Origin of the sequence: Steroidobacter agaridevorans (assembly GCF_009932555.1) — a bacterium.
Lineage (GTDB): Bacteria > Pseudomonadota > Gammaproteobacteria > Steroidobacterales > Steroidobacteraceae > Steroidobacter > Steroidobacter agaridevorans.
In genome coordinates, this window is sequence record NZ_BLJO01000003.1 from 162,833 (window position 1) to 177,154 (window position 14,322).

11 protein-coding genes are annotated in these 14,322 nt (G+C 62.5%); 9 read left to right on the forward strand and 2 right to left on the reverse strand.

Annotation, left to right across the window (positions count from 1 at the left end):
* The 9 genes from GYH35_RS11705 (at nucleotide 1) to mtlD (ending at nucleotide 12,539) form a co-directional block, all read left to right on the forward strand.
* A complete protein-coding gene (locus GYH35_RS11705) occupies nucleotides 1–765 on the forward strand; it encodes an enoyl-CoA hydratase/isomerase family protein (protein WP_161812022.1) in 765 nt (254 codons plus the stop codon).
* A 248-nt stretch (nucleotides 766–1,013) separates the two neighbouring features.
* Nucleotides 1,014–2,084: an alpha/beta hydrolase gene (locus GYH35_RS11710; protein ID WP_161828496.1), complete on the forward strand. Its 1,071-nt coding sequence runs from the start codon at nucleotides 1,014–1,016 to the stop codon at nucleotides 2,082–2,084.
* A gap of 98 nt (nucleotides 2,085–2,182) precedes the next feature.
* Complete coding sequence (locus GYH35_RS11715) at nucleotides 2,183–4,726, forward strand: CehA/McbA family metallohydrolase (protein WP_161828497.1); 2,544 nt, start codon at nucleotides 2,183–2,185, stop codon at nucleotides 4,724–4,726.
* Nucleotides 4,726–5,571, forward strand: coding sequence for a formylglycine-generating enzyme family protein (locus tag GYH35_RS11720; protein ID WP_161828498.1), 846 nt, complete (start codon nucleotides 4,726–4,728; stop codon nucleotides 5,569–5,571). Before GYH35_RS11715 ends, GYH35_RS11720 begins: the two co-directional genes overlap by 1 nt.
* Nucleotides 5,572–6,158: 587 nt before the next feature.
* Nucleotides 6,159–7,478 carry an ABC transporter substrate-binding protein gene (locus tag GYH35_RS11725; protein ID WP_161812026.1) on the forward strand — a complete coding sequence of 440 codons (1,320 nt, stop codon included), beginning with the start codon at nucleotides 6,159–6,161 and terminating at the stop codon, nucleotides 7,476–7,478.
* Between the two features lie 46 nt (nucleotides 7,479–7,524).
* Entirely contained in the window at nucleotides 7,525–8,397 is an 873-nt protein-coding gene (locus GYH35_RS11730) for a carbohydrate ABC transporter permease (RefSeq protein ID WP_161828499.1), read from the forward strand.
* Nucleotides 8,398–8,400: 3 nt separating this feature from the next.
* On the forward strand, nucleotides 8,401–9,231 hold the full coding sequence (locus tag GYH35_RS11735; RefSeq protein WP_161828500.1) for a carbohydrate ABC transporter permease: 831 nt from the start codon (nucleotides 8,401–8,403) through the stop codon (nucleotides 9,229–9,231).
* 10 nt (nucleotides 9,232–9,241) lie between these two features.
* Nucleotides 9,242–10,246 (forward strand): ABC transporter ATP-binding protein, encoded by a 1,005-nt coding sequence (locus tag GYH35_RS11740; RefSeq protein ID WP_161812029.1) that lies wholly within the window; start codon nucleotides 9,242–9,244, stop codon nucleotides 10,244–10,246.
* Nucleotides 10,247–10,328: 82 nt separating this feature from the next.
* Nucleotides 10,329–12,539: a bifunctional mannitol-1-phosphate dehydrogenase/phosphatase gene (gene mtlD, locus GYH35_RS11745; protein ID WP_161828501.1), complete on the forward strand. Its 2,211-nt coding sequence runs from the start codon at nucleotides 10,329–10,331 to the stop codon at nucleotides 12,537–12,539.
* On the opposite strand, the gene GYH35_RS11750 is transcribed toward mtlD, so the two are convergent.
* Nucleotides 12,528–13,643 (reverse strand): mechanosensitive ion channel family protein, encoded by a 1,116-nt coding sequence (locus GYH35_RS11750; protein ID WP_161828502.1) that lies wholly within the window; start codon nucleotides 13,641–13,643, stop codon nucleotides 12,528–12,530. The two genes, mtlD and GYH35_RS11750, sit on opposite strands and share 12 nt — an antisense overlap.
* A 157-nt stretch (nucleotides 13,644–13,800) precedes the next feature.
* Nucleotides 13,801–14,286, reverse strand: a complete 486-nt coding sequence (locus tag GYH35_RS11755) for a YidH family protein (RefSeq protein ID WP_161812032.1) — start codon at nucleotides 14,284–14,286, stop codon at nucleotides 13,801–13,803.
* Between the last annotated feature and the right edge of the window lie 36 nt (nucleotides 14,287–14,322).

Consider the following 14,322-nt stretch of genomic DNA (forward strand, 5'->3'; position numbering starts at 1 on the left):
ATGTCCATCGCTTACGACGTCCACGACGGCATTGCCCGAATCAGCTTCAACCGGCCGGCCAAGCTCAACGCGATGACGCTGGCCATGTACGACGAGCTCGGTCGCGCCTTCAAGGCGGCTGCTGAAGACGATCGGGTTCGTGTCGTGATCCTTACTGGGGCAGGCGAGCGTGCGTTTTGCGCCGGCGCCGACCTGAAGGAGTCCATTCCCGCCCTGGCACGCAATGATATCGACATCTCGGCATGGGACGCGGCGCATCTGAAGAGCATCAACATCGACAAGCCCGTCATTTGCGCGGTCAACGGGCTGTGCATGGGCGCCGGTTTCGAGATCATGCTCGCGACCGACTTGCGTATCGCAGCCAGCACGGCAGTATTCAGCCTTCCGGAAGTCACGCTTGGCATTGTGCCCGCGGGTGGCACGTTGGTGCGCCTGGTGCGGCAGATCGGCTTCGCGGCAGCGATGGAGATTTTGATGACGGGTGACCGTTTCACCAGTGAGCATCTGTTGCGGGTTGGCGTGCTCAATCGAGTCGTCGAGCCCGAGCACTTGTCGCAGGCCGCCACTCAGTGGGCCGAGCGTCTCGTGCGGGTGAGCCCCACGGCGCTCAAGATCATCAAACAATCGGTGCGCGAACTGAGCGACCTGCCCCTGCAGGAGGCGTTTCGCCGAGAGGCCGTGCTCGGGCAGCTGGCGTTTACTAGCGGTGATGCCAAGCGGGGCCTGGCGGCGTTCGCCGAGGGCAAGAAAGTCGAGTACTACTGATGCCGAGCGCGGTCGTCCGATCTGCACTACTCATTACTATCGCGGCCTGGACTGCGGTCGCGTCGGATCCGGTTTCGGCTTCGGCCATGCCGATGCCGGATGGCAAGCATGATGTCGGCGTGATTCGCGGCGAGTTCGTCGACTCGTCGCGACGACTCGATGCCGGCGATCCGGCGAGCGGACCGAGACGATTGCCAGCGATTGTTTGGTATCCGGCTGCGGGTCGTGCTGTCGGTGGCGCGCCCTACATGGAAGGCGATGAGGCCGCCGTCAGAGTGCCAGCTATCGCACGGAATTTTCGTTATACAACTGAAGAACTGCACGCTCTGACCAGCCAGCGCATGAACGTGCGACCGGGAGCGACGCCGGCGCGGCAATCGCGGGGATTTCCGGTGGTGGTGTTCAGCCACGGATTCTTTTTATATCCGGAACAGAACAGCGCGCTCGCCATGCGCCTCGCCAGTCATGGCTACATCGTCGTATCGATTGCGCATCCAGGTGACGCCGCGGACGTGCGTTTGGAGGATGGGCGCATCGTCGCGACCCGACCTGCCGTTCCAGGTGATGACCCGAGGTTTGCCACGACATTGAAGACGCTGGCGGGAGGGCAGGACCTTGCAACAAGCCGCGAGGCGCTGACGGTTTATGGCGAAGCCTTGGCCGCGACCCGGCTCGGCCGTTCGTTCGTTGAATGGCGCGACGATACGCTTGCAGTCGCCAAGGCCATCGTCGGCGGAAACGAGCCCCGAGCGTTGCGTGAGGTTTTGAGAGCGGCGCATCGCAACCGCCTTGCGTTCGCCGGGATGTCGTTCGGCGGCGCCACGTCAGCAACGACTTGCAAGCTCGTCGATGCGTGCCGTGCGGCGGTTAATCTCGACGGCCAGAACTTCGATCCGGATCTGTTTGACCGTCCCGTCGGACGCCCCTTCCTGCTTCTGCTGAGTGACTGGACACGCTACAGCCTGTTCGAAGGTCAGCCCAAGGAAGCGGACTTCAGCCCGAATGATCTCGCCTACGAATCCTGGAGTGCGGCGGGGCGGAGCGGCGATGTGCTGCGTGTTCGTCTCGAGGGCATTCGCCACATGGGATTCACGGATCTGGTGGCATTGCTGGAGGGTTCGAAGCGAGTAGAGCGCGTCGGCGAGATCGGTGGTGATGAGGCGCTCTCAGCGATCGGCGATGTGGTACTCGCTTTCCTGGATGTGCATGTACGCGAACACGATAGCGTCAGCATCGACCGAGCCATCGCGCGCCACCCCGCACTGAAGCGCCACGAGCCGGCGCGCCTGAAAAAGTGGGTGGTCGGAGCGGGTTCCTGAGCGACGAATCCTCGCTGTTGCCGCTTGCATGGCGATATAACTTTTCTTTGGGGATAGGCGGCGCGGATACTGCCCGCCACACACGGGGTAAGTCGGGAATGGGGCCGATCGTCAGTATCGTCATTGCCGCGGCTCTGCTATTGGCCGGCGCCGAGAGCATCGGCCAGAACGTTTCCTATCCGTCGTCCACGCAGGGCGGCTTCTACACGCACAACTATTACTTTGGCCCGGCGCCGAGCTCGACGCCATGGGCGCCGGCCTGGTCGCCCGACGGTTCGAAGATCGCCGTTGCGATGAGCGGTTCCCTCTGGATCGTCAATCCAAGCTCGGGCGCCGCGCGGGAGCTCACTTACTCTCGCAAGTATCACTCGATGCCGGCCTGGTCGCCCGACGGGCGTTGGATCGTGTATGTCGCCGACGATGGCGGCCGCACGATTCAGCTGGAGATCGTCGAGGTTGAGACCGGCATCAGCCGGCCGCTGACGTCCGACGATCAGGTCTACATGGATCCCGCGTTCTCGCCCGATGGAACGCGGCTTGTCTACGTCTCGACTCGACCCACCGGAAACTTCAACGTGTACATCCGCGCGTTGAAAGACGGGCAGTTCGCGGGCGAGGAGATCGCCGTCACGCGTGACAACGACTTCGGTCGTGACCGGCTCTACTTCGGGCGGATGGACATGCATATCACGCCGGCGTGGATGCCCGATGGCAAAGAGTTGCTGCTCGTGTCGAACCGCAACATGCCGCTCGGCTCGGGCAACGTGCTGCGAGTTCCGGCGGTGGCGAATGGCATCGACCGAGCGACCACGGTTTTGGCCGAACAAACGCTCTATCGCACGAGGCCGGATGTTTCGCTCGATGGCAAGCGCTTCATCTACTCGTCGACGCGCGGCGCCGCAGATCAGTTCAACAATCTGTACGTGCAGCCGACCATCGGCGGTGAGCCGTACAAGATGACCTTTTTCAAGCACGACGCATTCCAGCCTCGCTGGTCGCCGGACGGCGAGTGGATTGCATTCGTCTCGAATGAGGATGGGCTTCCGCAGCTGCAACTGCTCGAGACTTACGGCGGAGCGTTAAAGAAGGTCCCCATCTCCGAGCGACAGTGGAAGCGGCCGATGGCCGTCGTCTCGGTCAGGACGATCGATGCAACGACCGGCCGTCCAACGGCGGCCCGCATTCATCTCACTGCGTCGGATGGGAAGATGTACGCACCCGAGGATGCGTACGCACGCGTCACGGGCGCCGGCGATCGCGTCTTCCATCAGGCTGGAACGTTCCGAGTCGAGGTTCCTGTCGGTCCGGTGACCGTCGAGGCCGTGAAAGGTTTCGAGTACACGCCTGTGAAGACGACGGTGCAGGCCCGCGACGGTAAGGCCATGCAGATTGATTTGAAACTGCAGCCTCTCACCAATGTGTCGGCACGCGGCTGGTACAACGGATCGACCCATGTCCACATGAACTACGCGGGCAACCTGCACAATACACCGGCGAACCTGATGATGATGTCGGCCGCCGAAGATCAGGACATGGTCAACGAGCAGGTCGCGAACAAGGACAATCGCATCCTCGACTACGATCTCTTCATTCCCGGCGGCAAGCCGCATCCGATCTCGACGCCGGAGCGACTGCTCGTCGTGGGGCAGGAGTATCGGCCGGCCTTCTACGGGCACGTCTTCATGTTCCAGCTGCGCGATCATTTGATCAGTCCGTTCACGACGGGCTATGAAGGAACTGCGATCGAGAGTCTCTTTCCCAGCAACACCGATATGTTGCGCAAAGCGAAGGCGCAGGGCGCGACCGTCGGCTACGTGCACGCGTTCGGGAGCAAAGATCCGCTCAGCGGCAATCTCGGCGGCGGCAAGGGTTATATCGTCGATGCCGCGCTCGGCGCGACCGATGCGCTCGAATGGTCCTATCCGGGCATGGGCAGTTTCCATCCGTGGTATGCGACGCTCAACAACGGGCTGCGCATCACAGCCGTCGGTGGCGAAGACTCGATCAGCAGCATGCAGATCTCCAAGCTGGTGGGCTCGATGCGGACGTACGTGCACACGGGCAATCGCGGCCTCGACGCCGACGCCTGGTTTGAAGGTTTGCGAAATGGGCACGCTTTCGTAACGTCGGGCCCCCTGGTCGAGCTCACCGTGGATGGTCGAATGCCCGGCGAAGAGATTCGACTGCCGGCCGAGGGTGGCGAGGTCAGCGTGATGGCGCGCGTGCAATCGATCACGCCGCTCGAGAGCGTCTCGCTCGTTTGGAACGGCGAGGTCGTCGAGAAGATCCCGTTGTCGTCGGATCGCAAGAGCGCGCAGCTGAACAAGAAACTGAAGGTCGCGCGCAGCGGGTGGTATCACCTGCGCGCCGAAGGAAATCCGAACGAGCGCTACCCGCTCGACGCTGAATTCGCGCAGGCCTTCACCAATCCCGTGTGGGTGACAGTCGGCGACCGGCCGGTGCGTAGCGCGGCGGCGGCGAACTATTGTCTGAAGTGGATCGACAAGCTCCAGCAGCTGGCGGACGCGTGGCCGGGCTGGCGCTCGCAGAAAGAAAAGGATCATGTCTTCGCGCAGTTCGATGAGGCGCGTGCCGTGTATCGAAAGTTTCGTGATGAAGCGACGGTGGGAGGAGTTGAGTGATGAGAAGCTTCTGGTTTGGCTGCATGATGCTCGCTTCCGGCTTCGTCTATGCCGAGACGCCGATCTTCGCAGGGCCCGCCAACCGAGACTGCGCCGACTGTCCCGAAATGATCGTCGTGCCCGCCGGCGAGTTTCAGATGGGCTCACGTGATAGTGAGGAGGGCCGCAACGCCAACGAGGGTCCGTTCCACAAAGTCACCTTCGCCAGGCCGTTCGCGATTGGGAAATACGAAGTAACATTCGACGAATGGGATGCTTGCGTGGCCGCGAAGGCTTGTGTGGCGGTGGGCGACGACGGTTGGGGTCGTGGCCGTCGTCCCGTGCTCTACGTCAACTTCGAGATGGCGAGGGGCTATGCCAAATGGCTCTCGCAGAAGACGGGTAAACAATATCGCGTGCCGAGCGAGGCCGAGTGGGAGTATGCGGCGCGCGGCGGCTCGACGACGCGATGGTTCTGGGGCGAAGACTCGAAGCGCGCCTGCGAATTCGCCAATGTGGGCGACGAATCGGTGAAGCAGGAACATCCGGAGTGGCCCCGGCACGACTGCAACGATGGCTACGCGAAAACGGCGCCGGTGGGCAGCTTCAAACCGAACGGCTTCGGCTTGCACGACACAGTTGGCAACGTCTGGGAATGGGTCGAGGATTGTTACAACTCATCATACGAAGGCGCACCCGCGGACGGTCGCGCCTGGGTCACCGGTGATTGTGTCAAGCGTGTCGATCGCGGCGGCGGTTGGTACAACAAGCCCGAAGCGGTGCGCTCGGCGCTGCGCTATGCAGGAGATGACCCGACGAGACGAAACAACACATTGGGATTCCGCGTCGTCAGAGCGTTGCCGTAAGATTTCGAGACGTCATCGTCGAATGTGACGAGAGCATGCCGAGAATGTATGTAATTGCGATGACGCATTGACGCCTGTCGATTGTGAATCGCCGTCACAGGCAATCCACTAATTTGCCGCAGCGGGTTGCGCGCTGCGCAAGTTCTACTATACTGTCGGCCGACTGCTACAGAATGCAGTCATAAATAACACGGGCCCCGCGCGTGGACGGCATGAACGTCCTTCATCGCGCGGATGTCCGAGCTTCGCGACTCATCGGTGCGCAGAACTGTCGCGAGCGCCATTCCGGGAGCTGAACAGCAGCTGCCCGTGCCCAGCGGTCCATCGATCCTGTTCCGGGATGGTACGCCCTGCGGCTGCCCAAATCGAAGTTGTTGCCAGTGCTGACGGGCATCTTTTGACCGTCGGCCTCAGAGGAGTTTTGTCGCACACGATTGACTGATTTTTCCGGCGAACACCCAAGCCGCCGCACGGGCAAGACACGGTGGCTGTTCGTTGACAACTCAAGGTTCGTCCGCACGCGCGCGACGAGCTTTCCGAGCGGGCCTCGCAGGGGAGGTCCGAATCCTGAAAAAGGAGGCTTGTTGATGACAATGAAACAATGCCTGCTCGCGCTCTGCGCGGGCATTGCCACGGTCTGCGCGGCGCAGGCGGGCGCAGTGACGCTGACGATCGCCACCGTCAACAACGGTGACATGATCCGCATGCAGAAGCTCGCCGGCGAATTTACGCGGCAGCACTCGGACATCGAGTTGCGCTGGGTGACTCTCGAAGAGAACCTGCTGCGTCAGCGTGTCACCATCGACGTCGCTACGCAGGGCGGCCAGTACGACGTGGTCACTGTCGGCAACTACGAGGTGCCGATCTGGGCGGCGCAGGACTGGCTCGTGCCGCTCGAAGACCTGGGCGAAGACTTCGCCCGAGACGATCTGCTGCCCGCCATCGACGATTCGTTGTCCCACGACGGCAAGCTCTACGCCGCGCCTTTCTACGCCGAAAGCGCGCTCACCATGTATCGCACCGATCTGTTCGAGCGCGCTGGACTCGCCATGCCGGAGAGTCCCACCTGGAAATTCATTCGCAAGGCAGCCGAGCGGATCACCGATCGCGAAAACGGCGTCTATGGGATCTGCCTGCGTGGCAAAGCCGGTTGGGGCGAGAACATGGCGTTTGTCTCGACGCTCGCACACTCGTGGGGCGCTCGCTGGTTCGACATGCAGTGGCGGCCGCAACTGCAATCGCGCGGCTGGCAGGCGGCTGTTTCGTTCTACGTGGATCTGCTCAAGAAATATGGCCCGCCAGGCGCCTCGACCAATGGTTTCAACGAGAACCTGGCATTGTTTCAGGCGGGCAAATGCGGCATGTGGATCGACGCCTCCGTCGCCGCGGCCTTCGTGTCAGACCCGCGGCAATCGACGGTATCGGACGACGTCGGTTTCGCTTTGTTTCCATCGCGCGGCACATTGGAGAACCACGGCAATTGGCTGTGGGCCTGGAGCTTTGTGATTCCCTCGGCTTCGGAGAATATCGAAGCCGCCAAGTCCTTCGTTGCATGGGCCACGGGCAAGTCCTATATGCAGCTGGTTGCTGCCGAATCTGGCTGGGCGGATGTGCCGCCCGGCACTCGTCAGTCCCTCTACTCGAGCGCCGAGTATCGGCAGGCCGCGCCTTTTGCCGGCATCGTTCTGCAGGCGATCGAGGCGGCCAATACGCGCCATCCTTCCGAGCAGGCGGTGCCGTACGTCGGCGGGAATTTTGTTTCGATCGCGCCTTATCAGGGCATCGGGACTGTCGTCGGTCAGCAAATATCGGCCGCAGTCGCGGGCCAGATCTCCACGCGCCAGGCATTGGCCAACGCGCAGTACATCGCCGAGCGTGAGATGACTCGCGCCCGCTATCTCGACTAGCCGTTTCCTCGACGGAAACGCTGCGCATCTTTCTTCCGGGAGATTCATGGCAAGCACCCACACCGGGGCCACGGCCCGTCTCATGCTTTCGCCAGCGGTAGCGCTGCTGCTGCTGTGGATGGCCGTGCCGCTGGCCATGACGCTCTGGTATTCGTTGCACGATTATCAGCTGCTGATGCCGCGCGGCAATGACTTTGTCGGTCTCGAGAACTATGTCTATTTCCTGACTGACCCAGCCTTCTTTCAGTCGCTCGCGAATACCTTTGCGCTGCTCGCCGGGGTGCTTGCGATCACCGTGATCGGCGGCGTCGGGCTCGCATTGCTGCTGGACCGGCCGATGCACGGGCAGGGCATCGTGCGGCTGCTGGTGGTGTCGCCGTTCTTCGTCATGCCGACCGTCTCGGCGCTGGTGTGGAAGAACATGTTCATGAATCCGGTGAACGGCTTGTTCGCCTGGATCGCGCAGGTATTCGGCATGCGGGCCATCGATTGGCTGGCGGAAGCGCCGCTGTTGTCGCTGACGCTCATGGTTGCCTGGGGCTGGTTGCCTTTCGCCACTTTGATTCTGCTCACGGCGCTGCAATCGCTGGACGCTGAGCAGAAAGAAGCGGCGGAGATGGATGGTGCGAACGCTTTCGCGCGCTTCATTCACATCACGTTGCCGCACCTGGCGCGGGCGATCGCGGTCGTCATCCTGATTCAAACGATCTTTCTGCTGTCGTTGTTCGCCGAGATCCTGGTGACCACCAATGGCGGACCGGGTACCCAGAGCACGAATCTCGCGTACCTGGTCTATTCCCAGACCCTGTTGCGTTTCGATGTGGGCAGCGCTTCCGCCGGCGGAATGGTTGCGGTGGTGCTCGCGAACATCCTGGCGATCTTTCTCATGCGCCTGGTCGGCAAGAACCTGGAGCGCTGAGCCATGGCGCGCGCATCGGACAATCGGCACAAGCTGCTCGTTACGTCGGTCGCCTGGGTAGTGGCGCTCGCGATCTTTTTCCCGATTCTGTGGACCGTCCTCACGTCATTCAAGACCGAAGGGGCGGCCGTGGCGATACCGCCGCAGTTCCTCTTCTTCGACTGGACGACGCAGAACTACGCGGAGGTGTGGGCACGGACGGACTATCTGCGTCACTTCACGAACTCCGTCGTCATTTCCGTGGGCTCGTCATTGCTCGGTCTGTTCATCGCGATTCCAGCGGCCTGGTCCCTGGCGTTTTCGCCGACCCGGCGCACTCGCGGCGTGCTGATGTGGATGCTCTCGACCAAGATGCTGCCGGCAGTCGGCGTACTCGTGCCGATCTATCTGCTATTCAAGAGCGCGGGCCTGCTCGACACGCGCACCGGGCTGGTCATCGTGCTGATGCTCAGCAACCTGCCCATCATGGTCTGGATGCTGTTCACCTACTTCAAGGAAATCCCTCGGGACATTCTCGAGGCGGCGCGCATGGACGGCGCGACTCCCGGCCGCGAGCTGCTGTACATCCTGGCGCCGATGGCGCTGCCCGGCATCGCCTCGACGCTGTTGCTCAACGTCATCCTGGCCTGGAACGAATCGTTCTGGACGCTGAATCTCACCGCGGCGAGCACGGGCTCGCTGACGGCATTCATCGCGTCCTTCTCGGCGCCCGAGGGGCTGTTCTACGCCAAGCTGTCGGCGGCCTCGACCCTGGCGATCGCGCCGATCGTCGTGCTGGGCTGGCTGTCGCAAAAACAACTGGTCCGCGGCCTGACGTTCGGCGCGGTGAAGTAGCGGAGGATTCATGGCCAGCATCGCATTGAAGAATGTTTCCAAGAGCTTCGGCGGACGCGAAGTCATTGCCAGCCTCGATCTGCAGATCGAGCGCGGCGAGCTGGTGGTTTTCGTGGGCCCTTCGGGTTGCGGCAAGTCGACCTTGTTGCGATTGATTGCCGGACTGGAAGATGTGAGCAGCGGCCAACTGCTGATCGATGGGCGCGACGCCACGCAGCTCCCGCCGGCATGGCGCGGCCTGTCGATGGTGTTCCAGTCATATGCGCTTTACCCGCACATGAGCGTGCGCGACAACATCGCCTTTCCGCTCAAGATGGCGAGGCGGGACAAGGAAACTATCGAGCGCAAGGTGACCGAAGCGGCGCGCGTGCTGAATCTGCAGGACTATCTGGATCGCAAGCCCCGTGAGCTGTCGGGCGGTCAGCGCCAGCGCGTGGCGATAGGCCGGGCCATCGTTCGTGAGCCCGTGGCGTTCCTGTTCGATGAGCCGTTGTCGAATCTCGATGCGGCCTTGCGCGTCAACATGCGCATGGAGATTGCGGAGCTGCATCGTCAGCTCGGCGCGACCACGATCTACGTCACTCACGATCAGACCGAAGCGATGACGCTCGCCGACCGGATCGTGGTGCTGAACGCCGGCCGGGTGGAACAGATCGGTCCGCCATTGGAGCTGTATCGTCGGCCCGCCACGCTATTCGTCGCTGGCTTCATCGGTTCGCCGCGAATGAACCTGCTCGGCGGCGCCGCGGCGTCGCGCTATGGAGCAGCCACGATCGGCATCCGGCCGGAACATCTATCGCTGTCCACCAGCGAGGGCAGATGGCACGGCAAGGTGAGCCTGGCCGAGCATCTGGGCTCGGACACCTTCGTACATGTCGACGTCGCCGGCCTGGGCACGATCGCCGCTCGCGCTGCGGGCGACTTGGATGTTCGCCACGGCGAGACGCTGTGGCTGACGCCTGACGAGTCCTGCCTGCATCGCTTCGATGCGCAGGGCAGGGCCTTGGCCGCGTGACGCTTCTCGGAAGGTCTTTGTCAAAATTGTTAATCGGTTGGCCGCGATCCCGCATCGCTGGCAACGGAGGTGATGGAGTCTGATGATCAATTTCCTGGGCAAGCACATCGAGAGCGCCATCTTCGATATGGATGGCACCATGTTCGACACGGAGCGGCTGCGCTTCCAGACGATCAGGCAGGCATCGCTGGAACTGGCGGGCCGGCCCATCGAGGATCGCACGCTGATCGGCTCGCTGGGTCTGAGCGCCACGCGCGCCGAAGCTCTGGCGAAGGAGCATTACGGCGAGGACTATCCGTATCGCGAAATCAGGCGGCGCGCCGACGAGCTGGAGCTGCAGCACGTCCGCACGCACGGGGTGCCTATCAAGATCGGTCTGCTACAGGTGTTGGAGCGTCTCCGGCGCAGCGGCCTGACGATGGCGGTCGCGACGTCCAGCCGTCGCAGCATCGCCGAGGAATATCTGATCAATGCAAATGTTCTGAAGTACTTCGATATCACTGTCTGCGGCGACGAGGTGCAGCGGGGCAAGCCGCATCCGGAAATTTTTCTGCGCGCCGCCACCGAGCTGAACCGCCTGCCGGAGCGCTGTCTCATGGTCGAGGACTCCGAGAACGGCCTGCTGTCGGCCAGCGATGCCGGCGGACAGCCCATCCTGATTCATGACATCAAGGCGCCGCGCGCGGAGATCGAAGCTCGCGCGTTCAAGGCCTATGGCGGCATGCTGGAGTTCCTCTCGGATCTGGCGGACTGCGTGCCGAAGCTCGACGTGCCCGCTGTGACCGATCCATTTCCGCAGGCTATAAATCAAATGCGCGCCGGCATTCACGGCTTCGGCGCGATCGGTGGCGGCTATCTCACGCAGGTGTTCTCGCATTGGGACGGTTACACGCGGCCCTGCGAGATCATCGGTGTCACTGGCGATCAGTTGCTGCGCGACGCCGTCAACGCCTTCGGCAAGTTCAGCGTCCGCTATGGCAAGCACGCGTTCGACCAGACCATCGACCATGTACGACTGATCCACATGGGCGACGAGGACGGCATCATGGCGATGTACTGCGATTCGCTGATCGTCGGTCTGGCTCTGCCGGAGCAGGCGATCCGTCAGCAGGCGCCGATCGTCGCGCGGGGACTGCTGCGCAGGTACGAGCAGGGCCGAGGCGAGCTCACAATCCTGGTGGTGCTGAACAAGGTCGGCGGCGCGAGCTATGTCCGCCGGCACGTCGAGGCCGCGCTGCTCGAACTGACGACCGAACTCGAGTGCGCGAAGATCCTGGCCGCGACACACTTTTCAGAAACGGTCGTCAGTCGCATCGTCACTCGGCTCGGGCGGGAGTCGCTGCAGCGTCAACTGCGCATCAAATGCGAGCTGTTCGAGAAGAACCTCGCGGCAGTCCACAGCGCGCGGCAGGATTCAGCCGACGAGCCTGCCTTGGACCTGGACCCGCACGTGAGCGTGCTACGCAATGCCTCGGCTCCGGCAAGGGCGCTGAGCCAGCTGCATCTGATTCTGTTCAACAGCGAGCCGGACATGCTGTTGTATGCGCAGGGCGGCGGCTCGGTCCTGCGCCACTTGCGACAAGTGAAGACGGTCGCCGACATCGCCCAGATACAAACGATCAAGAACCGGCTGTGGAACGGCACGCATGCCATCGTCGCCTGGTACGCGAGCTTGCTGGGCTACTCGACGATCGGCCGCGGCATGGGAGACGAGCGCGTGATGGCGCTGGTCAGGCAACTGATCGAGAATGAGATCGAGCCGGCGCTGCTGCTCGAAAGCCCGCAGCTGGAAGCGATCATCAAAATGCTGATGCGGCCGTTCATCGAGCGCTGCCGCTCCTCCTTCAAGGATCCGTGCAAACGAGTGGGGCGCGATCCGCTGCGCAAGCTGCGGCGGCGAGAGCGAATCCTCGGTAGCCTCGCACTGGCAAGAAAACACGGCATTCCCACACCGGGCCTGGAGTTCGCCATCGCGCTGGCGATTCGCTATGCGCTCAGCGACGCGGCCGAAGGGGATCTGGAGTGCGAGCTGATCCGCAGCATCTACGCGCGCGAGTCATGCCCGAAAGCCGTCCTGACCTATCGAGGCAACTACCACGGTCATCCTTATCAGGGGCTCGATCCGATTGCGGACGCAACTTCGATCGCGGCAATCGCCGATCACTTCGAGAAGCTGGCCGATCCAGAGGGGCGTCATTGGCAATGGCCGCTCGATCTGGCCGCGGGCAGCGCGAGAGGCGGCAGAACGATCTCCCGCACTGTCGCCACCGCCGCGCTGGAATCATGCAGCTGATCGTGAGGGGATCGGCTCGTCGGGCCGATCCGTCTCGGCGTTCTGAGACATCACGAAGAGCCGTTGCGTCGGATAGGCGAACTTGATGCCGCGTTGTTGCAGCTCGCGATGCAAGGTCACGTTGATGGTCTGCTGAATGTCCATATATTTGTTGTAGTCCGCCGAGAGAACGTAGTACACGGTCTCGTACTCGATCGCGTCCGGCGAGTGCTTTGCGAAGTGACTGCGATCGAAGCGCGTGTCGGCCTGACTCTCGATGATCTGCCGGATCAGGCTCGGCACGCGTTCCAACTGCTCGAGCGGGGTTTCGTAGGTCAAGCGCGTGCCGAACACGACGCGGCGCTCATTCATCCGGCCGTAGTTGCGGACGCGACTGCTCAGCAGGTCGCTGTTGGAAATGATGATCTGCTCGCCGCTCAGGCTGCGCAGCCGCGTGCTCTTGATGCCGATGTATTCGACGCTGCCCAGGAAATCGCCGAGGATCAGGAAGTCGCCGACCACGAACGGACGATCGAGCGTGATCGACAGCGAGGCGAACAGATCGCCGAGCACGTTCTGGACCGCGAGCGCCACGGCGATGCCGCCGATGCCGAGGCCCGCGATGAGCGCGGTGATGTCGATGCCGAGATTGTCGAGCGTCAGCAGCAACACCATCGCCCAGATCACGACATTGATCACGAAGCCGATGATGCCGAGCGAGCCGACGGCGGCGCGGTCCACCGCGAGGCTGTGCTTGCGCTTGCGATCGATCCAGACCGACGCGGCCGCCACGGCCCAGATGCCGGTCTGCCAGAACAGCGCGATGGTGATCGCCGAGCGCAGCACCTGCTGCGTCTTCGGGCCTGTGGTCAGCCACTGAGCGCCGATATATGCAGCTACAGCCAGCAGCAACAGCAGCGTCGTGCGGCTCAGCACCTGCAGGGGAATCTCGAGCAGCTCCGTCTGCGCCGTGGCAACCATTCTCTTGTGATAGCCGCGTACCGCGCGCCGAACCGTCAACAGCGCGAGCAGTGCGAACACGGCGATGCCAAGTGCGAGGAGCCAGTCCAGCGCGGAGTTATCGAACAAAGGAAGCTGAGCGAGATTGGAGAACTCGAGCATCATGACCCTCAGGTGAGCAACGACCGGATATCACAGCGCGACGAAGGATCGTCGGTGCGAGTACATTGCAATCGATGGAATTTGCGAAGGCCGCGTTTCTACTACATTCGACCGTGGCAGCCAACCTGTGGATCCTGACAGCGCCGCGGCAGCATCGAGCTCATCTGATGAACAACCAGAGCGCCACGCCCGCGCCCAGGACGATGAAGAGTACGGTCACTACAGCCACCTCGGGCCAATCCCGGTGCCGCAGGTTGCGATCGATGTCGCGTGAGGCGCGTGCGTAGCGAAACAGCGCCCATATGGCCACGAGGATGCCGAGCACCACCATTGCAAGGCCGATGTGTTTGACGTCTCGAAGCGCGGTCAGGCTGGCATCCGCGCCGGTGACTTTCGAGTTGTTGATGAGATAGATCGCAAATCGGTTGAGCGTGATGCCGAACCCGGCCAGCGAGACCGAGGTGCGCAGATAGGCCAGATGCGTGCGCTCGTTTGCCAGGTGAGTGCGGTGATGGGCAAGAGAAGTGCGCTCTTGCGCTAGCGTGTTGCGCGTTCCAGCGAGTTGCGTCCGCTGTTTTGCGAGCTCGGTGGACGACGGGCTCGTGGTTGGCGCGACCGCAGATGCTTCGGTGTCAGTCGGGTTCACTGTGGAATACTGGCCCTGCGAACGCCGCTGCCGCGG